Source organism: Acetobacterium carbinolicum, from assembly GCF_047456275.1.
GTDB classification, from domain to species: domain Bacteria; phylum Bacillota; class Clostridia; order Eubacteriales; family Eubacteriaceae; genus Acetobacterium; species Acetobacterium carbinolicum.
Map to the genome: position 1 here is coordinate 221308 of NZ_CP173357.1, position 23131 is coordinate 244438.

Annotated in this window: 16 protein-coding genes and 2 riboswitches; all 16 genes read left to right on the forward strand. The window is 43.6% G+C overall.

Translation table 11 applies throughout. The features are described 5' to 3' along the window. Positions 1-483 precede the first annotated feature (483 nt). Positions 484-1812: a type I glutamate--ammonia ligase gene (gene glnA, locus ACIZ62_RS01080; protein WP_414151086.1), complete on the forward strand. Its 1329-nt coding sequence runs from the start codon at positions 484-486 to the stop codon at positions 1810-1812. 33 nt (positions 1813-1845) lie between these two features. After that, the gene (locus tag ACIZ62_RS01085) at positions 1846-2418 is read left to right on the forward strand and encodes an ANTAR domain-containing response regulator (RefSeq protein ID WP_414151087.1); all 573 of its coding nucleotides are present in this window, start codon (positions 1846-1848) and stop codon (positions 2416-2418) included. A 348-nt stretch (positions 2419-2766) separates the two neighbouring features. Next, positions 2767-4035: an adenylosuccinate synthase gene (locus tag ACIZ62_RS01090; RefSeq protein ID WP_414151088.1), complete on the forward strand. Its 1269-nt coding sequence runs from the start codon at positions 2767-2769 to the stop codon at positions 4033-4035. A 71-nt stretch (positions 4036-4106) separates the two neighbouring features. Next, complete coding sequence (gene carA / locus ACIZ62_RS01095; protein ID WP_414151089.1) at positions 4107-5225, forward strand: glutamine-hydrolyzing carbamoyl-phosphate synthase small subunit; 1119 nt, start codon at positions 4107-4109, stop codon at positions 5223-5225. Then, positions 5216-8416 carry a carbamoyl-phosphate synthase large subunit gene (gene carB, locus ACIZ62_RS01100; protein WP_414151090.1) on the forward strand — a complete coding sequence of 1067 codons (3201 nt, stop codon included), beginning with the start codon at positions 5216-5218 and terminating at the stop codon, positions 8414-8416. The genes carA and carB overlap by 10 nt, the downstream gene beginning before the upstream one ends. A 150-nt stretch (positions 8417-8566) precedes the next feature. After that, on the forward strand, positions 8567-10831 hold the full coding sequence (locus ACIZ62_RS01105) for an EAL domain-containing protein (RefSeq protein ID WP_111888373.1): 2265 nt from the start codon (positions 8567-8569) through the stop codon (positions 10829-10831). Next, a complete protein-coding gene (locus tag ACIZ62_RS01110; protein WP_414151091.1) occupies positions 10821-12503 on the forward strand; it encodes a GspE/PulE family protein in 1683 nt (560 codons plus the stop codon). Before ACIZ62_RS01105 ends, ACIZ62_RS01110 begins: the two co-directional genes overlap by 11 nt. Positions 12504-12514: 11 nt before the next feature. Next, positions 12515-13570 (forward strand): type IV pilus twitching motility protein PilT, encoded by a 1056-nt coding sequence (locus ACIZ62_RS01115; protein ID WP_111888371.1) that lies wholly within the window; start codon positions 12515-12517, stop codon positions 13568-13570. A gap of 258 nt (positions 13571-13828) precedes the next feature. Beyond that, a riboswitch (cyclic di-GMP riboswitch) is annotated at positions 13829-13931 on the forward strand. Between the two features lie 93 nt (positions 13932-14024). After that, positions 14025-14588 carry a prepilin-type N-terminal cleavage/methylation domain-containing protein gene (locus tag ACIZ62_RS01120; protein ID WP_111888370.1) on the forward strand — a complete coding sequence of 188 codons (564 nt, stop codon included), beginning with the start codon at positions 14025-14027 and terminating at the stop codon, positions 14586-14588. Positions 14589-14901: 313 nt separating this feature from the next. Next, positions 14902-15009, forward strand: a riboswitch (cyclic di-GMP riboswitch). 181 nt (positions 15010-15190) lie between these two features. Then, positions 15191-15685: a type II secretion system protein gene (locus tag ACIZ62_RS01125; RefSeq protein WP_414151092.1), complete on the forward strand. Its 495-nt coding sequence runs from the start codon at positions 15191-15193 to the stop codon at positions 15683-15685. Between the two features lie 308 nt (positions 15686-15993). Further along, positions 15994-16407 (forward strand): hypothetical protein, encoded by a 414-nt coding sequence (locus ACIZ62_RS01130; RefSeq protein WP_414151093.1) that lies wholly within the window; start codon positions 15994-15996, stop codon positions 16405-16407. A 33-nt stretch (positions 16408-16440) separates the two neighbouring features. Beyond that, on the forward strand, positions 16441-17205 hold the full coding sequence (locus tag ACIZ62_RS01135) for a prepilin peptidase (RefSeq protein ID WP_414151094.1): 765 nt from the start codon (positions 16441-16443) through the stop codon (positions 17203-17205). Positions 17206-17237: 32 nt separating this feature from the next. Then, positions 17238-18422 carry a type II secretion system F family protein gene (locus tag ACIZ62_RS01140; RefSeq protein ID WP_111888365.1) on the forward strand — a complete coding sequence of 395 codons (1185 nt, stop codon included), beginning with the start codon at positions 17238-17240 and terminating at the stop codon, positions 18420-18422. An 11-nt stretch (positions 18423-18433) separates the two neighbouring features. Beyond that, positions 18434-19927 carry a hypothetical protein gene (locus ACIZ62_RS01145; protein ID WP_111888364.1) on the forward strand — a complete coding sequence of 498 codons (1494 nt, stop codon included), beginning with the start codon at positions 18434-18436 and terminating at the stop codon, positions 19925-19927. After that, positions 19924-20658 (forward strand): hypothetical protein, encoded by a 735-nt coding sequence (locus ACIZ62_RS01150; RefSeq protein WP_111888363.1) that lies wholly within the window; start codon positions 19924-19926, stop codon positions 20656-20658. The genes ACIZ62_RS01145 and ACIZ62_RS01150 overlap by 4 nt, the downstream gene beginning before the upstream one ends. 105 nt (positions 20659-20763) lie before the next feature. Beyond that, positions 20764-23124, forward strand: a complete 2361-nt coding sequence (locus ACIZ62_RS01155) for a hypothetical protein (RefSeq protein ID WP_414151095.1) — start codon at positions 20764-20766, stop codon at positions 23122-23124. The last annotated feature ends 7 nt before the right edge of the window (positions 23125-23131 follow it).

The following is a 23131-nucleotide window of genomic DNA, read 5'->3' on the forward strand; positions in this document are numbered from 1 at the left end:
AAATGTTATTGAGATAAAGCCTTTTGGACGCAAAGTTTAAGGGTTTTTATCAGGAAATGGAAACTGAAAACCTTGTCAGATAAAATAAAACAAAAAAAAATTGAAACCTCAGCGGAAATGTGTTTTAATGATAGAACTAAATCAGTTTAAGTACATTGTATACAAAAATAGAATAAGAACCGTTATAAAGAACAAAGGCGTTCGATCCTCCTGTGATTTTTTTAATGATAGAGGGGATCATTTAGCATGTTCTTTTTTGTTTTGGCAATGCAAGCAAAACAAATCCTGTGGATTTATGGGAGAATGGGGTAAAAGATAAAGATAACCCAAAATCTTGTGTGGACAGATTTGCAGTGATAATTTTCATAATAGAATGAGTTTAAAGAAGCAGTGATTTAATGCAGTGACTAGAGTCTTAGGTTAATCATTGCCATTAAAAATAAATCGATGCTGTTTCTGTTTAAAATAAGTGGAGGTTTAAAAATGAGCTTAGCGAAAAATATACTTGAAGCGATGAAATTCATAGAAGCGAATGATGTAAAATTTATTCGTCTTCAGTTTTGCGATCTCTTTGGACAAAATCGAAATATTGCTATTACGGCCATGCAAATGGAACGGGCTTTGGCTAGTGGGATTCCTTTTGACGCGTCTTTAGTGGTTGGATTTCCGGAATCGCGGCAAACCGATCTGGTCTTATGTCCGGACATCAGTACCATTCAGCTTTTACCCTGGCGCCCTCAGCAAGGGAAGGTGGCGAGAATTCTCTGCGATATTAGGTATCCTAACGGAGATGTTTTTGAGGCCGATAGCCGCTATATACTAAAAGAAACCATCAAGCAGGCAGAAGCTTTGGGATATCAGTTTAATACCAGTGCCGATTGTGAGTTTTATCTTTTCAAGCAAGATGAAAACGGCGATCCCACCACCATTCCTACCGATCAGGCTGGCTATTTTGATTTGGCTCCTTATGACCGGGGCGAAAATACCCGCCGGGAAATCTGTCTGACCCTTGAAGACATGGGCTTTGAAATTGAAAGTTCCCGCCACGAAGCCGGTCGGGGACAGCACGAAATTGATTTTAAATACGACGACGCGCTCTCATCAGCCGACAAGATCATGACCTTTAAAACGGTGGTAAAAACCGTGGCCCAGAGAAATGGCGTTCATGCCTCATTTTTACCAAAACCACTGATGGACGAACCGGGAAGCGGCATGCACATCCACGTTTCCTTATCCAAAGATGGCCATGATATTTTTAAAAACAACAGTGGTATTCTGGGAGAAGATGCAAAACATTTTATTGCTGGGGTGCTCTCTCATGTTAAGGGCATGACGGCGATTACTAATCCATTGGTCAATAGTTACAAACGCTTAACCGGTGGCAAGGAAGCCCCCCGTCATATTGGCTGGGGTTTTGGAAACCGTACTTCCCTGATTCGTATTCCAATGGAATCTGATGAGTATTATCGGTTCGAACTCCGGGGGCCGGACCCCACCTGCAATCCCTACCTGACCTTTGCCCTGATTCTAGCCGCAGGTCTTGAAGGAATTGCGAAGAAAATGGTGTTAGTGGATGAATTAAAGCTGGGAGAAGACGAAATTAACAAAGATCCGCTGGTAGCAGACACCTTACAGGAACTCCCGATTACCTTAATGGAAGCACTGACGGCAATGGCTGCGGATCCGTTAATGAGGACGGTTTTGGGAGAAGACCTGGCCGAAAAATTCATTGAGCTGAAAACGGCGGAATGGATGGATTATATCAAAACCGTTCACCCCTGGGAAATTGATCGCTACCTCTTAACTTATTAAACGCAAAATATTCTATGGTGGGAGGTGAAGGGGATGAGCAGCGTATTATTGGTATGTAAACAAGATGACGTCATCCGTGGTCTGGCAGATATTTTGCGTCCGATGAATTTTCAACTCATTGACTCAGCGAATTCGGCAGCAGAAGGCCGGCGGAGACTTCAGGAAATTGAATATGATCTGGTGATCGTGAACACCCCTTTAGGTGATGAATTCGGTGTAGATTTTGCGGTCGATATTCTGGAAAAATTCATGGTCGGTGTGATCCTCATTGTCAAAAGTGAGTTGGTGGATCATGTTGAAGAAAAACTGACTGATACAGCAGCTTTTGTTGTTCCGAAGCCATTAAACCGGCAACTGCTGGTTCAAAACGTCCGATTTGTTTGTCAATCACGGGAAAAAATCCAAAAACTGCAAAGTCAGAATCAGGCATTAAAAGCAAAAATTGAAGATTTAGGCGTTGTTTATCGGGGCAAACTCTTTCTGATGGGGCATTTGGATATGACGGAAGACCAGGCTCATCGCTATATTCAAAAGAAGGCCATGGATATGCGAACATCACCCCGAAAGGTCGCCGAACAGATTATCAAAACTTATGATAAAAAGTAGTACAATAAATAATGATAAAAAAACATTAAATTAAGCTTCCTAACGAGATAAACCCTTGTTATGAAGCTTTTTACATGATAAGCTTTAAAAACAGAAGATTGTTTTTAAGCGTAAACGGGATTAAAGGGTGAAAAGAAAAATGTAAACAATATCATCTAAAAAAATAAAAATATGTGGAACAAATTCGCGGGCTTTATGTTATAATACTGTGGGAAAAAATGATCCCATTAAATAATTATAGATGCTTAAGTTAGTGGTGTTTGATCAAAATACTCTGGTAAAACGGGAAGAAATTCCAGCTCGGCAGAGATGTTTCTGATCTGAGGTTGATGGAAGGAATGAGAATATATGTCGATTTCTGTATTAGTTGGCGCCCAATGGGGCGATGAAGGCAAAGGCAAAATGGTGGATTATTTCGCCAAACAGTCTGATTTAATTGTTCGGTTTCAAGGGGGCGACAACGCAGGTCATACTGTTATTAATGATTATGGTATTTTCAAACTTCATTTAATTCCCTGTGGTGTTTTCAATAAAGATTGTCAATGTTTAATTGGAACTGGCATGGTTGTTAATCCCGATGTTTTACTTGAAGAAATGCAACAGATCATTGAAGCAAAGTTAAGCCTGGCAGGACTTAAAATATCGGCTAAAGCTCATATTCTCATGCCCTATCATCAAAAACTGGATGAACTGATGGAAGCCAGCGGCGGCATTGGTACAACCAAGCGGGGAATTGGTCAAGCCTATGCCTATAAAGCGATGCGAAAAAGCTTGCGCTTTGAAGATTTACTAAATCTTGACAATGTCAAAAAGAAACTGGAAATTATTGTGCCAGTGGTTAATGACCAAATGGCTTCCTATAAGATCGAACCCTATACCGTGGAGGCTTTGTTTGCAAAATGTCAGGCCTGGGCAAAAACCTTTAGCCATATGATCGTTAATCCGGTTGGCTATTTACACGATATGATTGAAGCCGATAAAAAGATTCTTTTTGAGGGTCAACTGGGAGCGATGAAAGACATTGATCTGGGGATTTTCCCCTATGTCACCTCATCCAACCCGATTGCCGCTTATGCCGCCGTCAGTGGTGGATTCCCGGCCAAGAAAATTGATACCGTCATCGGGGTGGCAAAAGCCTTTTCCAGTGCGGTGGGAGCTGGGCCCTTTCCAACTGAAGAATTTGGTGGCACCATTGATATCCTGCGGGGGACCGGAGAAAAACCAGATGATGAGTTTGGTGCCAGAACGGGCCGCTCCCGTCGTTTGGGCTGGATTGATATACCGGTACTTAAATATACCCATGCCATTAACGGATATGATGAATTGGCCTTATGTAAAATCGATAAGCTGGATGATCTGCCGGAAATTAAAATCTGTGTCGATTATAAATTAGATGGTGAATTAGTAAAAAGTTTTCCGAGTACCGAAGACCTGGAACGGGTCGAACCGGTTTATATTACCCTTCCTGGTTGGATGAGTGATACCACGAAAATCCGTCGGCTGGAAGATTTACCAGAGAATGCCAAAAAATACATTAAAACAATTGAAGATTTGGTTGGAACGACCATTGCCTATGTCGGCGTTGGCCCGGACCGAGAGGACTTAGCAATTCGATAAATGTGCTAAATTTAAAATACCTGGTTGCGTGCAATCAGGTATTTTTTGAAACTATGTTATGGAGGTAAACAATGTCTTATTACAAACGAGATAAGCGGGCCTGGTTGGTGCTGTCGGATGGCAGTGTTTTCGAAGGCTATAATTTTGGGTGCGAAGGCACCACCATCGGCGAAATCGTCTTTACCACTGGAATGACCGGTTACCAGGAAGTGCTCACGGATCCGTCTTATTATGGACAGATTGTGCTGCAAACCTATCCCTTAATCGGAAACTATGGGATTAACAGTGATGATATGGAGTCAGAACGCAGCTGGATCAATGGTTATATTACCAAAGAATGGTGTGAAGAACCATCGAATTTCAGAAATACCCATAATATTAATGAATTTATGATTGAGCAGGATAAAATCGGCATCTGGGACGTCGATACCCGAGCGATTACCCGGGTGATTCGGGAACATGGCACGATGAACGGCGCGATTACTACCGAAGACATAAAAACCACCAAGGAAGCGCTGATGGAAAAAATTCGGGACTTTAAAGTGGTCAATCCGGTTCAGGCTGTGACCCGTAAAAACAAGGGCTGGTATTATAGCCAGGTTAACCGGGCCAACCACGTGGCCCTGATTGATTATGGCTACAAACACAATATTTTGCGGATGTTGCTGCGCTTAGGCTGTAATGTCACGGTGATGCCGGCCAACACCACCATTGAGGAAATCCGGATGCTTAATCCCGATGGCATCATGCTGTCCAATGGACCCGGAGATCCGGCTGAAAATATAGAAATCATTGAAAATCTCAAAGATTTTGTCAACTATGGCAAACCCATTTTTGGCATCTGTCTGGGACATCAGTTGCTGGCTTTAGCTATGGGCGGCGAAACGTTTAAACTGAAATACGGCCACCGGGGTATGAATCAGCCGGTTAAAGATGTCACCAGAGATCGGGTCTTTATCACCAGCCAGAACCATGGTTATGCGGTGGTGCCGGAGAGTATTCCGGCCGAAGTGGGAAACGTGACGCATTTTAATTTAAACGACGGCACCTGCGAAGGGGTGCAGTATCCGGACATCCACGCCTTTACGGTGCAGTTCCATCCCGAAGCCAGTGCCGGACCCAACGATACCGGCTATTTATTTGAACAGTTCACTGATCTTATGGAAAGGGGGCAACAAGGATGCCTTTAAGAAGCGATATTAAACGAGTCCTGGTGATTGGCTCCGGCCCGATTGTTATTGGACAGGCGGCGGAATTTGACTATGCCGGTACTCAGGCCTGTAAGGCCTTAAAAAACTATGGTCTGGAAGTTATTCTGATTAACTCCAACCCGGCGACGATCATGACGGATAAGGCCATGGCGGATAAAATATATATTGAGCCCTTAACCCTGGAAGTCATCAGACGAATTATCCTGCTGGAAAAACCGGATAGTATACTCTCCACCCTGGGCGGTCAAACCGGCCTGACCTTGTCGATGCAATTGGCCAAGGAAGGATTTTTGGATGCCCATGATGTCAAGCTGCTGGGCGCCAATCTGGAAACCATCGAAAAAGCGGAAGACCGTCAGGCCTTTAAAGATATGATGCGCGAAATCGGCGAACCCTGTATTCCCTCCGAAGTGGTACTTACCATTGAAGATGCGGTTCGCTTTGCGGCTACTATCGGTTATCCGGTGATTGTCCGACCAGCATTTACCTTAGGCGGCACCGGTGGCGGGATTGCGGCAAACCAGCAGGAGCTGGAAGAAATCGCCACCCACGGCATTCGGCTGTCACCAATTAGTCAGATTCTGGTCGAAAAAGGGATTGCCGGCTGGAAAGAAATTGAATTTGAAGTGATGCGAGATGCCAAAGGGAATGTCATCACCGTCTGTAGTATGGAAAACTTTGACCCGGTGGGAATTCACACCGGGGACTCGATTGTAGTGGCACCCTGCCAAACCCTCAGTGATAAAGAATACCAGATGCTTCGGACCTCCGCCCTTAAAATTATTTCCGCACTGAAGGTTGAAGGCGGCTGTAATTGTCAGTTTGCCCTCAATCCGGAAAACTTCAACTATGCGGTGATTGAGGTTAACCCCCGGGTTTCCCGTTCGTCAGCTCTGGCGTCAAAAGCGACCGGCTATCCGATTGCCAAGGTGGCCAGTCAGATCGCGATAGGTTTTTCACTCGATGAAATTATTAATGAAGTAACAGGGACGACCACAGCTTGCTTTGAACCGGCTCTGGATTACATTGTGGTTAAATTCCCCCGGTGGCCCTTTGATAAATTTGTTTATGCCAAACGCACCCTCGGTACTCAGATGAAGGCCACTGGTGAAATTATGTCGATCGGTTCCAGCTTTGAACATGCGATGATGAAGGCCATTCGTTCGATTGAGTTGGGGATGGAAACATTAACCGTTGAAAAATTGGTGGAAGCGAGTGATGAAGACATCATGAAAATGCTTGCGGATTCGGATGATGAACGTTCTTTTGTCGTTTATGAAGCGATTAAGCGGGGCGTTGCTCTGGATACGATCTTTGCGATCACCAAAATTGACAAATGGTTTTTAGATAAACTGCGCCATCTGGCGGTGATGGAAAAAGATCTGACGACCCTGGGTTTAACCGAAGAACGGGTGCGAGTAGCCCGGGAAATCGGCTTTTTAGATAAAACCATCGAGGAATTATCGGGCGAGAAAATCAACGAAGATCCTAAAACCTATGCTTCGTTTAAAATGGTTGATACCTGTGCCGGCGAATTTGCGGCGCAGACGCCCTATTTTTACTCGACCCGGGATAAAGAAAATGAAGCGGCTTTATTTATTGCCGAACATCCCTCGGGTAAGGAACGGATTCTGGTGCTCGGGTCCGGCCCGATCCGGATCGGCCAGGGGATTGAGTTTGACTACTGTTCAGTACATTGTGCCTGGGCACTTCGGGAAAAAGGCTATGAAGCTATTTTTATCAACAACAATCCGGAAACCGTATCGACCGACTTTGATACTTCGGATCGACTCTATTTTGAACCGCTGACCAAAGAAGATGTGCGCTCGGTAGTGGAAACGGAAAAACCGATTGGCGCCATTGTTCAATTCGGTGGACAAACGGCCATTAAGCTGACCCGTTATTTAGAAGAAATGGGCGTTCCGGTATTGGGAACCTCACCGGCTAATATTGACGCTGCCGAAGATCGGGAAGTCTTTGACCAGTTGCTTGAGTCCTGTCAGATCCGCCGGCCTCAGGGCGAAACGGTTTATACCACGGATGAAGCGGTGGAAGTGGCGAAGCGGTTAGGCTTCCCAGTGCTGCTTCGGCCTTCTTATGTGCTGGGCGGACAGAACATGATCATTGCCTATGAACAGGAAGATGTGGTCGAGTACATGGATATTATCACCACGGTGGAACTGGAAAATCCGGTCTTGATTGATAAATACCTGATGGGAAAAGAAGTCGAAGTAGATGCCATCAGCGATGGCGAAAATTACCTGATCCCGGGGATTATGGAACATATTGAACGGGCCGGGGTTCATTCCGGGGATTCGATTTCAGTTTATCCCCCGCAAACCCTGGATAACCGTACCAAAGATACCATCATCGACTATACCGGTCGTCTGGTCAAGGCGCTGGATATTGTCGGAATGGTCAATATTCAATATGTTATTTATGAAAATGAAGTTTATGTGATTGAGGTTAACCCCCGATCATCCCGAACGGTGCCTTATATTTCCAAGGTCACCGATATCCCGATGGTCAACATTGCCACCAAAATGATGTTGGGTGACAAGCTGGCCGACCTCGGCTATGTGCCGGGTCTCCATCCAGAGGGTGACTATGTAGCCGTTAAGGTGCCGGTGTTTAGTTTCTCCAAGCTTCAGGATGTCGATACCCAGTTGGGACCAGAGATGAAATCCACCGGGGAAGTTTTAGGCGTTGCCAAAACCTTTGCCGATGCGCTTTATAAAGGTCTGGTTGCTTCCGGCCGAAGCATGGAACGTTCCGGGGGAGTATTGCTCACCGTTAAAGACCGGGATAAAGAAGGTATTGTAGAAATCGGTCGCCAATTCCATGAGATGGGTTTTGTTATCTACGGCACCGTGGGAACGGCCCTGATTCTCAACGAAAACAATATCCCCACCAAGGTGGTTCGTCGATTGGCGGAAAGCAAGCCAAACATCGGTGATCTGATTGAAAGCGGCAAGCTGAACTACGTGATTTCCACCTCAAGCAAGGGTCGAATGCCCCATCATGATGATGTTCGGATGCGACGAAAATGTGTGGAAACCTCGATTGCTCTGCTGACTTCTTTAGATACCGCCCAGGCGCTGCTGGATTGCTTAAAATCCAATCGTACCATGGCCGAAATCGAGTTGGTTGATATCAAAGAAATCCGATAGATTTAGCAGTCTTTTAACATAAGAACTTATTCAAGGCCATTGAATAAGTTCTTTTTATTTGGTAGAATGAAAAGAATGCTCCGATTAAAATGATGCTGCGATACAAGCGGTTTGTAAGGTGGGGATAATTTATAGAAGAGAGGATGACAAATGAAGCCACGTTTAAAATTTGTTCGGGGAAGCGTCATTGCAACTGCGATTGTTGTTCTCTTTTTAACGCTTAGCTTTGCATATGTATCCCTTATTGATCGGGAGTTAGAAGAACAAACCTATTTGTATTTATCGGAGGTGGGAAATCAGGGTGCCCAATTAGTGGAGGCCAAGGTTGAAACCCACCTACAAGATATGGAAACCATCAGTAAACTAATTGAAGCCAGTGGAAAAGTGGATCAGCGGGAAATGCTCGAACTGATCAAAATAAATGCGGTAAAAAGTGAGTATAAACGAATGGGGATTGTTAGTCTCAGTGGCGAGCTGATGACCACGGATGGGCTAACTTACAGTGTATCCGAGCGCCCTTATTTTACCGAAGCCAAGGTCGGCAAGGTGGTCGTATCGGATACTCTTGCCGACTATTCTGACGGCAAACCCATTAATGTTTATGCAGCTCCGATTTATCGCAACAATGAAGTGGTGGCAGTTGTTCTGGCTTCGGTGGAAACTGAAAAAATGAAAAACTATCTGGAAGTCGAGAGCTTTTCAAACCAGGGTTACTCTTATATTGTCAAGGCCAATGGGGATGAGGTGATCTCATCGCTTCATCCCAATAGTGTGGGCGTGTTTGGAAACATGTTTAAGGTATTGGATTTTGGAGAAATGAGAGCTGGAGATGATATGACAGTGGTGAGACAAAAGATGGCCTTAAGGGAAGAGGGCAGTTTTTCGATTCGTTATGCTGGTCTGGAACGCCATACGGTCTATCAGCCGCTTAAGATTAACGACTGGTATATGATGACAGTCGTGCCGACCCAGGTAATCAGTGACCAGACAAGAAGAATTAGCTGGTATTCATTTCTGCTGATTGGCGGGTCATTCATTGTCATTACGATTTTGTTTGCCACGATCTTTGTTTTTCAGGATCGTGCTAAAAAAAGGTTGGAGCGGATTGCCTATGTGGATGAGGTGACCGGAGGCAATAATTGGCAAAAGTTCAAGTTGGAAGCAACTGAAGTTTTAGAATCTAAAGCGGTAACCAGTTGCGCCATTTTGACCTTTGATATTGACCGCTTTCGCTTTATCAATGAAGAATATGGCCATGAAAAGGGTGATTTAGTGCTTAAGACAGTGGTAAAGATCTTAAAAGAGCGGATGAACAAGCAAGAAACCTATGCCCGGGTGTCTGGTGATCATTTTGCGATTCTCTGTCTTTGTGATGAGCGGGATAAAATAACCCGGCGGATTAAAGAATTTATTCGCGTCCTTAACGTTGAAAGAGAAGCCATTGGTATTAAGGAACGGATCTCCTGTCATTTTGGCATCTATATTATTGAAGATAAAAAGGGCAACCTCGAAAAAATCAGAGAAAAGGCCAACATGGCGCGGATTGCGGCTAAAACCGCTGATAATCATCATTGGTTTTTCTATTCAGATGCCTTCCGTAAAAAAATTGGGGATGAAAAAGAAATTATCGATCAGATGGAAGATGCACTGGAAAACAATCAGTTTGAAATGTATCTCCAACCCAAGTATAATCTCCATACCAATAGCTATTGCGGGGGTGAAGCATTGGTGCGGTGGCGGCATCCTCAAAAAGGGCTGATCTCTCCGGGGGAATTTATTCCTATTTTTGAACAAACCGGGTTTATTAGAAAATTGGATATGTTTATGTTAGAAGAGGTGTGTAAAGTCTTAAAAAGCTGGGAAGCCAAAAAACATCCAGACATATCGATCTCAGTCAATATTTCTCGAAAAAATCTCAATCAGATTGATTTTATTGAACGGGTTCTAAGCATTACCAACCAGTACCGAATTCATCGGGGGCAGCTTGAAATTGAGCTCACCGAATCCAGTATTTTTGAAGATGTCGATCGGATGATTGAGATTGGGCAAGCCTTTCGGAACTATGGCTTTAAAATGTCCATGGACGATTTTGGATCCGGTTATTCTTCGATCAACCTGTTGGGAAATTTACCTTTGGACGTGATTAAGATGGATCAGGGCTTTTTCAACAGTCGCATCAATCGCGAGCAAAACCATATCGTGGTGGAATCCACTATTGATATGATTAAAAAACTGGGGATGACGGTGGTTGCCGAAGGGATTGAAACAAAAGAAGAGGTAGAAATGTTAAGAAAACTCGGCTGCGATATTATCCAGGGCTACTTTTTTGGGAAACCGATGTCCGTACATGAATTTGAAAAGCAAATTTTTTTAAAGCAAGTGATTTTTGGGGAAGAAGGAAAGAATGGAAACTAAAAATATTCGAATTGGTGATATTTTAATAAACGCCGGATTTATTAAGGAAGAACAGCTTCAAGAAGCCCTGGCTTATCAGAAGGTGGATAAAAGTAAACGGCTGGGGGCGATTCTGGTTGATTATGGTTACGTTACCGAGTCTCAGTTGTTGGAGGCCTTGTCTAAGCGCCTGAATGTACTGGTGTTGGATTTAAAGGATACCGTTATCGATTTGGATGCGGCGGGAAAAATCCCTCAGAATATTGCCTTTAAGTATACGCTGATCCCGATTGCCGAAGAGAACAATCACCTGGTGGTGGCGATGAATGATCCTTTGGATTTTTATGCCATTGAAGATCTACGGCTGATTACCAATATGAACATTGATGTTGTTCTGGCCACCCGCGAAGTGATTCTTGAGACAATCCGAAAAACTTATACCGAAATTGAAGCAAAAAAAGCCGCCAAAGCCGCCAATAAGACGGTTGAAGGCAGTAGTTTGTCTTTTGTGGAGGACATTCTTACCAATGAGGGAGACGCCCCGATTGTCAATTTGGTCAATTCGGTTTTGTTAAAAGGACATAATGCCGGGGCCAGTGATATTCACATTGAACCCTTTGAAAAAGAAACCATTATTCGGCTACGAATTGACGGCCTGATTGTTGATTACCTGACTCTGGCTAATAATCTCCATCAGTCCCTGATTGCCCGTATTAAGATCCTGTCAAATCTGGATATCGCCGAACGCCGGGTCCCCCAGGATGGCCATTTCCGGATTCGTATCGATGGTGTTGAAATGAATGTCAGGAGTTCCAGTATCCCTACCGTTTACGGCGAAAAAATGGTGATGCGTTTTTTAAGCATGAATGTACCACTTGATCATGCCGGTCAATTTGGAATGAATGATGGGGATTATCAGAAAATCCTTCAAATGCTCCAAAGCCCCCATGGGGTGGTTTATATCACGGGTCCGACCGGTAGCGGCAAAACCACCACCCTGTACATGATTTTAGAAATGCTCAGTCAGCGGAATGTTAATATCGCTACCATCGAAGATCCGGTGGAGCGGAATCTGCCCAAGATCAATCAAACTCAGGTGAATATTCTGGCGGGGCTGACCTTTGACGTGGGTCTGCGTTCGATTCTGCGTCAGGATCCGGATATCATCATGGTTGGTGAAACCCGGGACTCCGAGACGGCTTCCATTGCTGTGCGTTCCGCCATCACCGGTCATCTGGTGTTGTCTACCCTCCATACCAATGACGCGGTATCGGCCGTGGTGCGACTCCAGGATATGGGCGTTGAGCCTTATATGGTGGCCAACTCATTAACTGGGGTAGTAGCCCAGCGACTGGTCAAAAAAATCTGTCCCAATTGCCGGGAAGCCTATGCGGCGACCGAGATTGAGAAAGACCTGCTGGGGGAACCCCGACTGACTACCTTGTATCGGGGCCGCGGCTGCCACATGTGCAACAATACCGGTTACAAAGGCCGAACGGCTATCCATGAAATTCTGGCCATCGATAAAACCATTCGGACTTTAATTTCCCGAAGGGAACCGATTGAGGATATTTACAGCTATGTGGAAGAAACCGAGCGGCTGATCCCTTTGCGAAAAAGTGTCTCTAATCTGACGATCCAGGGGATTACCTCGATGGAAGAATTTCTTAAATTATCATATTACGTCGAATAGGGAGAAGCAAGATGACAAATTTTTTAGAGCTGGTTAATTATGGCCGCCGCAATGATTGTTCGGATATTCATTTATCCCGGGAGCTGCCACCGGTTTTCAGAAAAAATGGTAAGCTTTATCAAAGCGACTTTGAACATAATCCGCAAATGATTGAAAACCTGATTTTTAGCTTGTTGACTCCGATTGAACGGGAGAGTCTGGAGTCCGGTACCGATCTGGATTTTTGCCATGTCACCCCAGAAGGGCTAAGGCAGCGGGTCAATATCTATAAACAGCAGGGCAGTTATGCTGCTGCCATCCGTTTGCTTAACGATACCATTCCCAGTTTTGAAGACCTCAAACTGCCGCCGATTATTCGGAAGTTAGCCAGTGAGCCACGGGGACTGATTTTAATCACCGGTCCCACCGGTAGCGGAAAGTCAACCACGCTGGCTTCAATGATTGATTACATCAACATGAATCGGGCAGTGCATATTTTAACCATTGAAGATCCGGTGGAATACAAACATGAGCATAAGCATAGTATCGTTCATCAGCGCGAAATTGGGGTCGATGCCAACTCTTTTGCACAAGCCCTGCGGTCTTCGTTGCGGGAGGACCCGGATGTGATTCTGGTGGGTGAAATGCGCGACTACGAAACTGTTTCTGCTGCCGTTACCGCCGCCGAAACGGGACACCTGGTCTTGTCGACACTCCACACCATTGGGGCGGCCAATACCATTGATCGAATCATTGATGTCTTTCCTCCCCACAGTCAACAGCAGATTAGAACCCAGCTGTCCAGCATTTTAAAAGGGGTCGTTACCCAGCAACTGGTGCCCCTGGCCACTGGGGAAGGTCGGATGGCCGCCCTGGAGGTGCTAATTGGCACCGATGCGGTGCTTAATCTGATCCGCGAAAATAAAACCCATCAGCTGGCTTCGGTGATGCAAACCGGCGGCCGTGACGGTATGAAAACCCTGAATGCCGATTTGGCGATGCTGGTTAGAGACCAGAAAATCACCTACGAAGTCGGTCTGGAATGGGCCAGTGACAAGCAGGAGTTTAATCAGTATTTTGGGCGGTAGTTGGCTAAAACAATAACGTCAAATAGAATTTGTAGGGGCGGTTATCAACCGCCCGAATGCTGTCGATCGTTTTATCATAAATTCAAGGTTGGTATCGGCAGCGTTTAGACGCTACTTGTGAAAAAAAAGTTAAAGAAAATTGCTTTGCGCACGATATTGATGTTACAAAGCTCGAAATTAGCCAAGGGAAAATATCAAAATTTGTAAATTCTTAACTTGACTTTTTTGAGATGCTCACCTATGATTAAAAAGAACTGTGAATAATAAGGGCAAATCAGAGGAAACTCTGGGACGCAAAGCTATAGGGTCTAAATCAGTGGATTGATAAAAATTCGATATGATACGACAGCCAGTTGCTGCATTTTATGCGGCTTTTTTTGTATAAAAAAACGTTTCACCGTCATCTTACCGGGTTATGAGAATTATTATTACTTAAGAGGGATAAGAGGGATTTATGGAGTGGATTAAAAAACAGCGTGATCAAAAAAAAGGGTTTACCCTGGTCGAAATTATTGTCGTCTTAGTGGTTCTGGCGATACTGGCCGCCTTTACCATACCGACGATGCTGGGATTTGTCGCAGATGCCAGAGGAAAAGCCTATATTGCTGAAGCCCGGGAGGTTTATGTCGCGGCACAAGCGGTAGCAACCGAATTTAGTGGAATCACTGATTTGACGGATTCGGAAAGTAATCAATGGTTTGGATTATCAAATTGTTTAGGTTCGACAAAGATATCGTATCGGAGTAAATATAAACCGGATCATTTTGACTATGACTCTCCCAGAGTTCAGGCGAGTTTGAAAATGTTTAGTTATCTTAGATCTGATCTTGAAATTTCAGATCTTGATTTGATGACTAAGCCTCAAGCCACACCGGAGAATCAGGAGGCAGCTTGGACAGTAACGGTTGGTGTTGACCCGGCAGATGGAAAAACCGGAAAAGTAAATAAAGTGGTATACCTAAAAAATGGCTATCGGGTAACCATTGAAAATAATAATACAAGCGTTGCAAAATGGTGATCATAAATTGGTGCATCGCTTTACATTCCATGGTGTTTGCTTGGAAATGAAGAAAATGTGACAGTTGAAAAACTGGAAGCTCCAGGTTTCCGACCGGCGGTACCTTGGAATAAATAAATAAGCTAAAGTTGGTCGAATAATAAAAAATTAACTGAGCATGTGTGGCAGGTGTTTGGGTTTAAAAAAGATGTGACGGTATAGAATTTTTGTGGATAAATCTTAAACGGATTAAATAGCGGAAAGTTGTCACAAACTTGTAAAGTTTTAACTTGACTTTTAATAGGCGTTAACATAAGATTTAAGTGTAGACAGCATAAAATAAAGGCAAAACAGATGAAAATCTGGGACGCAAAGCTAAAGGGTCTAAGTCGATTGGAATAAGTATTGAAAATCCAATTTGATACGACAGCCAGTTGCCACACGACGAAAGTGTGGCTTTTTTTGACAAAAAAGCTAATCGTAATGATTAAGACAAAATAATGGACACCATGAGAAAACGGGTCTGTTTTAGCAATAAATCCAGTTTATAAATCATCTCTAGGCGCAGATGATCATATAGAGCAAATAAAGTAATAAAATAAAAAAATAAGGAGTGACGCAAAATGGAATTAATTAACAGAATCAAAAAAAACAGAAAAGGGTTTACCCTGGTCGAAATTATTGTAGTATTGGTGATCCTGGCGATCTTGGCGGCGTTTACGATTCCGACGATGTTGGGATTTGTTGAAGAAGCTAGAGGTAAAGCGTTAATTGCTGAAGCACGTTCAGTTTATTTAGCTTCACAAGCGACCGCGACAGAATATGAAGGAACAGGTCAAACAATTGCTACAGGGGCATTGAATTCAGCAAGTGTTGGTGCAACTACTCCAGCGCCAACAGGAGCTAGTTTAACAATGAAAAACTATTTAGATGATGATTTGGATATTTCGGATGCAGCTGCGGTTGCAGATGTCGCCGATGGGGATTCCTTTTGGGTGGTAACACTCGATAGTGCTAACGCAGGGAAAATAGACAAAGTAGTTTATACTAAGAATGGTTATGAAATTACTATCGATAAGACCGGTACTGCTACTGGTGCAACGGTTAAAAAGCTCTAAAGTATAACTTACTATACCCTATGCGCCATAGGGTACTCTCTCCCTATCCAAGGCGCAAACCCGTCATTGGGTTTGCCCGGGGATCGGGAGTTTTTTATTTAAACCAAGTTTAGCATTACCGAGATCGTGTTCAGGTGGTTATACATTATTGCACTGTAGAAATTGTAGTGCTGAAGCTGCTGTTTTTTCGATAAGTAAAGAAGAATTTAACAATTAAACCCCAACAATTTAAGTCAATCCTGTAAAGTTTATGGTAGAATAATTTCGCTTGTCATTCTTAGAATAGAAATCATTTTGGGAGGTAACCCTTGCATCCAATCAAAGACTATGAATTAGCTTCCTCAAATAACGAACCGATTGGGTTTAGCCGAGGTTTTGTTCTGACGGTGGTGTTAATTCTCGTCGTGGTCATACTGATAATTTCAGGTCTGGTCACAGCTTTACGTCATACCACCAACGCCGCCAATGCCAAACTGGTCTATCTGGCAGCCCGGGCCAAAGCCATTGAATTTAAGGCTTTGGGTGATTACCGCGTACCGGTTCAAACGGATCTCGTTGATCTGATTGGTCAGGAGATCAATCGTGAGGCGGAAATCCGGGTGATTGATGATAACCGGGATGCCACCATTGATTATATTGTCTATAGCCGTGATGGTTGGGAAACCCGGTATTCGCCAGGCGAAACCATCAGTAGCAAAACAAAGAAACAAACGCTATCTTAAGTGATCGCTTTTCAGGAAAGGACTTAGACGCATATGCTTGTGCTGATTAACAGTATCCTCTATTTATATATCTTTGTTATCGGAATTGTTATCGGTAGCTTTCTTAACGTGGTTATCTACCGGGTACCCAAGGCGCTATCCTTTGCCAAGGGACGCTCGTTCTGCCCCCGTTGCAATGCTCAGATCAAGGGCTATCACAATATTCCGCTGTTTAGCTATCTCTGGCTACGGGGGAAATGCGTCGATTGCGGTGAGCCCATCGCCGTTCGCTATCTGTTAGTTGAACTCTTTACCGGGCTGATGGCAATCCTGATTTTTGCAGTTTATGGTCTATCCTTTCAGTGGCTGGTAGTATTCTCGGCAGGGGCCATTTTAATCTGTATTACCATGATTGACTTTGATACCATGACCATTCCCAATGGTCTCGTGATTGCGCTGATGGCACCGGCTTTACTCAGCTTTTTCTTTTTCCCTCAGATCGGGCTCCTTTCCCGAGTGATTGGCATGGGAGTGATTAGTCTGCCGATGTTGGTCCTGGCTCTTTTTATCGCCGATGCCTTTGGCGGTGGGGATATTAAGCTGATGGGGGTCGCCGGATTTCTGTTGGGCTGGGAAAATACTTTGCTGGCAGCCTTTATTGGCCTGATCCTTGGGGGCGCGGTGGCAGTTATGCTGCTGGCCAGAAAAACAAAGGATAAGCATATGGCCTTTGGCCCTTATTTATGCATCGGAATCATGACAGCATTACTATTTGGTGATATAATAATACAGTGGTATTTTAACCTGTTCGGGTTATAATCGCTTAAGCTAAAGTCAAAAACGGAGGGCCTATGCCTGTTTATAAATACACTGCAAAAAACTTACAGTCTCAAATGGTAAAGGGCACCATGGAAGCCGCAAGTTCGGATTTGGTTCGACGAACGCTGCGGCAGAATAATGAATTTGCCTTAAAAATAACCGAAGTTTCGGAACATCATAAGGTTTATAAACTAAAACCAATGGAATTGTCGGATTTTTCCAGACAGATTTCCGGGATGTTGGCTTCAGGTATCACCATGATCCGGGCGATTAAGATTATGGAAGAACGTGATATTAAACCGCCGATCAAAAAAGTTTACAGTATCCTGTATCAGGAAATCCAACGGGGCAATACCCTGTCTTATGCCATGGAAGCAACCGGCGGCTCCTTTCCCGAGCTGCTGATCAATATGTATAAATCCGGGGAAGCCAGTGGTCAGATGGAGGGAACAGCCCGAAAGATGGCCGATCACTATGAGAAGGAACATAAGCTCCGGGGGAAAATTAAAAGTGCGATGACCTACCCGATCATTTTATTTTTTATCACGATCATGGTTGTGATTCTAATTTTTACCTTGATTTTACCCCAGTTTTTTACCCTCTTTGAAGGCATTGAATTGCCGGCGATTACGCAGTTAATGATTAATATCAGTAATTCGATGACCACCTATTGGTATATTTATCTTATCGGAACATTGATTTTAATTGTGTTGGGAAGCTTTCTGATAACAGTCCCCGGTGTCAAAAAAGCCTTGGATCAGTTTAAATTAAAAATCCCCCAGATCGGCAAGCTGATGAAGATTATTTACACTGCCCGTTTTGCCAGAACTCTAAGTTCACTATATTCCAGCGGTTTGGCGATGATCAACGCCCTGACCATCAGCGGGGATACCATCGGGAACACCTACTTGCAATCGCAGTTTCCTCATGCCATTGAGCAGGTACGCAATGGGGAGCCGCTTTCAGCGTCGATCCAAACCATTGAAGGGTTTGACGCCAAGCTGGTATCCACGATCTATATTGGCGAAGAATCCGGAAATCTGGATGATATGCTAGAATCAGTGGCGGACTCCTTTGACTATGAAGCGGAAATGGCGACCACCCGGCTGGTGACCTTTATTGAACCCATTATGATCATTATTATGGCTGTAATTGTCGGCGGTATCATGTTATCGGTGATGCTCCCAATTATGAGCTTGTATCAAAATATCGGATAGGAAGGCTTTATATGCAGACAGTTGTCTATTTTTCAAATGATGGTATCCAAGTCCTCCAGGGGACCATTAAGGGTGGACGTCTTAACATATCTAATTTTATACTATTGCCGGTGGAGACCGGAGCGCTGATCAATGGCGTCATTACCAATGAAGAAGCGGTAAGAGAGTCGATTGTTGCAGCACGAAAAGAGAATCCCAAACTGTTTAAAAATATGAAACTGGTCATCGACAGCAGTTTGATTGCCACAAAAACGGTGGCGGTTCCCAAACTCAAACCCAAAGAACTAGCCGCCCTGGCTGCCGCTGAATTTGATGATTCGGCCGGTAACTATGATGACCTGGTGGTGGATTATGCCCACATACCTGGAGTGACCGGTAATAATATCTTTGGTTGCGGCGTTGAAAAACGGGTGTTGGAGTCTTACATTACCTTGTTTGCCAGTTTGAAAATTCAGATCAAGAGCATCGATGTGGGGCTTAACACGCTGATTCAATATGTATCGGCAACCAAAGACTACAAGGGCATGACCTTTGCGCTTAATATTCTGGATGGGAAAAACCTGGTATCGCTGTTATTTGAAAACGGCATTTATATTTTTTCCAATCGCTCCCGGTTGCTTGCTGAACGAGGGACTGATGCTTTTGCCGATGAACTCTTTGGCAAGCTGTCATCGCTGATCCAGTTTAACAAATCACAGAAATCCGAACATACCCTGAATATGAGCCTTTATGCCGGGTTGGATGAGTATGAACTAAGCGGCCTTCGGGCACTTAATTTTGATCCGGATCTCAATCTTTTTAATATACCTCAGACCCCCAATATAAAAAATGGCTTTGTGATGGATGAGTCCTTCGATTTTGGGCGCTTTATTTATCCCATTGCCGGTTTTTTTGCCGGAACAAAACCGATCAATCTTTTTATCGCCTTTAAAAAGAGCAGTGTGGTTAAAAAAGAACTGCCTTTTGAATATAAGGCGTTAATTCTTCCTGCTGCTATGATCCTGATCTGCTTAATTGTTTTTGGGGTCTTTTTTGGACTTAAATACCGTGCTCAGAAAGAGCTGGAAGAAATAAATGCTTATATCAGTGATACCAACAACCAGGCCGAATATTTGCAGGCCAAAGCATTAACCGATGAGGTCAGTGGATTACAGACAGAAGTTTCACGAATTGAAGCCATTAATGCCGCGATTAGCAGCAATCCTGATTTAGTATCGGTGATGATGAACAGCATTGCGACACAGGGGAATAATGTGATCGATCTTAATTCTCTGGATTATGATGGAACCACTGGAGCGCTCCAGATTATTGCGATCGCCGACAACGAAAAGGAAGCGGCACGCTATATTGAACGGTTAAAAAGCACCGGGTACTTTACCCAGGTGGAATACACCGGTTATGCTGAGATCTCGACACAAACAAGCACCACGACAACAACGACGTCAACAACCAAGGGATACGGATTTGCCGCCGTTGCCTATCTGAAAGCAGGTAATAGCCAATGAAAAAACTGACCAAAAGAGAAAAATTGCTAATTTATACTTTAGGTTGTTTTCTGATTGGATTTTTCGGTATCTATTTTGTAATTTTGCCAAGTTTTAGCAGTTTTCAGGTGGTTAACGACCAGGTTTCTGAGGCCCAGTTCACAAAAGAATCGATGGAAATGGCAATTGATGCCATTCCGTCCACGATGCAAACCCGGGATGATGCCACGGCCAGTCTGGTCACTTTAAAAGCGCCTTTCCAACCGAAGCTGACCAATGAAGGGTTGGATATGCTACTAACCCAGTTGAGTCTGGATTACAGTCTATCTCCCAAGGTGTTGGCGATTGAAAGTAATGAGTTGGCTCGGGTGGCGACATTTACGGCCTACACATCGGATGAACAGCCGTCGGCATCAGTGGGGACCGAAGATACAACACTAGATACGACGGCAAGTACTGATGCAACCACGGACACAACCACTGAAAGTGCTGATGCAGCAATAAGCGGAGAAGGGCCAGAAACCTGGGCTGGGGTGGTGAATATGGAACTCACCGGAACACAAACAAACTTTTATCGCTTACTGGATGCGGTGGCAGCCCGACCGGATATGATTGTATCGACCTTTGCAATTGCCCCGGAAGCAGCAGCGACAACGGCAGGAACAACGTCTACCACAAACACCACCGCTCAATTAAACGGCGGGAATATTAGCATTAATGTGACATTTACGGTTTATATGGTTGAAAAATAAGCATTACAAAAGAAGAGCGTATTGTACAAGATAGGTAAACAGTAGAAAATTCAGTAAGATAAGGCATTTCGAAATATAAACCATAGAATTGGGTGGAGGGTGATCGTGGGTATTAGAACAATAGAAAAACTAAAGAATCAACAAGGCAGTTCCCTGGCGTTTGTTCTAATTATCGGTATGATTATCATGATCATGGTCGCCTCCCTGCTTGCGTTCGCTAACAGCGATTTTACTTTTACTCAGGAAACGGTTGAGAGCCGGCAGGCCTATATTGACGCCAAGTCGGTGATTGAGTATGGGAAGATAGCGATTCATGAACGGGAAAAAAAATTATCAGATAAATATGATGAACTGGTAGCGGCACTCAATGATGAAGCCAGCACAACAGCGGAAATAAATCTAATTAAACAGGCTATTTTAGGCTTGGAAAATGAGATAACAACGATTTATTGTGACGAAAAAAACGTGGCTGATACCTTGGCATTTTCAAATAGCGGGACAAGCACGGTTGTTGGAAAAGTGTTTATTGAAAAAACTCCGACGATTGTCGGGACGACGGATACCTCCAAATACCTATTCAAGGTTGAGACTGAGAATCTCAGACGAAAGTTGGATTATCAGGTCGATTATAATTATGTTGTTACCACAACGCCGGGCTCTGGCGGAGGTACCTTTGTGGAACCCACAAAGCCGACAGTGCCAACGATGCCGACAGCCCCGACAACCAATATTAGTGGCTGGTTGAGTACTAAAATTATGGTAACTAGTTGGCCGACTACGCAATGCACAATTGCAACAAACCCGACAAGCACGTTTACAAGTACAAGCAATGTTTTAAATGTTAATGCTACTGGATCCAGCTTAAAGGTGGATCAATTTAACTGGGCAAATAATCCGATCCTGAATCTAATGGCTGACAATATTTGTTTTGTGGCAAATATGCCCACGTCTAATGTTGAGGGTGCATCGTTTAACATTACCGCAACAAATGAGTTGCGTTTTAAAGGCGAATATAAACAAACCTACAATCAGAGCAAAATAAATAAGCTAAAAGCTAGAACGATGATTTTTGAAGGCGATTTGATTGTCGGTAGCAATACCGGTATTGACATTGAGTGTGACACGTTGTGGATCAAAGGTGACTTGATTATTGACACCAACAATAATAATATTATTAACCGGATAAAGGCTAAAAATATTATTATTGAGAATGTATCCAATCAGAAAAAAGGAAACTTGACCATTAACGGAGCATCAAGTGTGGTTTGGGAAGACCTGGAAAATCTTTGGATAGAAGGCGATCTGAATCTAAACAGTTGGACAGCAGGTAAAATTGACAACAAAATAACAGCTGACAACATCATTATTTTTAACACAAAAAATAAAAAAAATGGCAGTCTTAATGTTACCAGCCATTCTAAATTGGAAATAGTATGCAATGAAACGTTTCTGGCAGGTAAGGTTAGTATTGCTGCCAATAATAATAGTTTGATTAGTACTATCAAAGCAAAGGATATCGTGATTGAGGATATTGCCAATAACAAAGGTGGTTCTGTGGTTATTGGAGATAAGACGACCGTGGTTTGGGATGCGGTTAATTTCTGGCTGGACGGTGATATAACTACAAAAAGCACAAACGCACAGGTAACGTTTCAAAATATCAACTATTTAAATACTGATAATATCAACCTGGATCATCTCTCCCAACTCAAGATCAAGGGTGCGGAAAACAAAAAAAATCACCTAATTATTGGTACAATTAAGGCAGTCAATAGTAATAATGTTCATATTGACATTTCAAATATTTGTTCCATAGAATGTGATGGGATTGATCTGAACTGGAATTCTTCATTGAAAATTGATGCGGGTAAAATTGAAATTAAGGGTGATTTTCGTTTGGTTCAAGCAAAGAGTCCACTGGAATTAACCTGTGAATATTTTGATTGCCTTGGGGAGACCGAGATATATAGATTACAAAGTGAGCTTAATTTTTATCCGAAGAATGAGGTACTCAATCTTCGATTTAATGGTGGTTATGAGCAAGTTAATTCAGTTGTGAACATTAACGGTGCCCAGAAGGTCATTTTTGGAAATTACGATCATAACAGTGGTGGTGGAAACGATGAGAAGATCACACTTATTCAAGACAATCCACATACCCTCAAACTCAATGTGAAATCCGATGCAATTTATCTGAACGCCAATTCGATAGCCATCCCCGGTAATGCAGACTTTTATTATGCCGGGAAGAGCGGCGGCGGATCGAATATTTTTAATATTAAGACAAGTACATTAAATAAAGTTGGGAATTATTCTAATGTGACTGGGAATAAAATTGAAGAATTACCGGGAACTGGAGAACTTCCTTATACACCACCAACTTGGCCGGATCCGCTAAACTGTTCCTGCGAAGGTTCGGCAAATTCGACAATTGATATTTCTCCTGGAACAGAAAAATATTATTAAGAGGTGG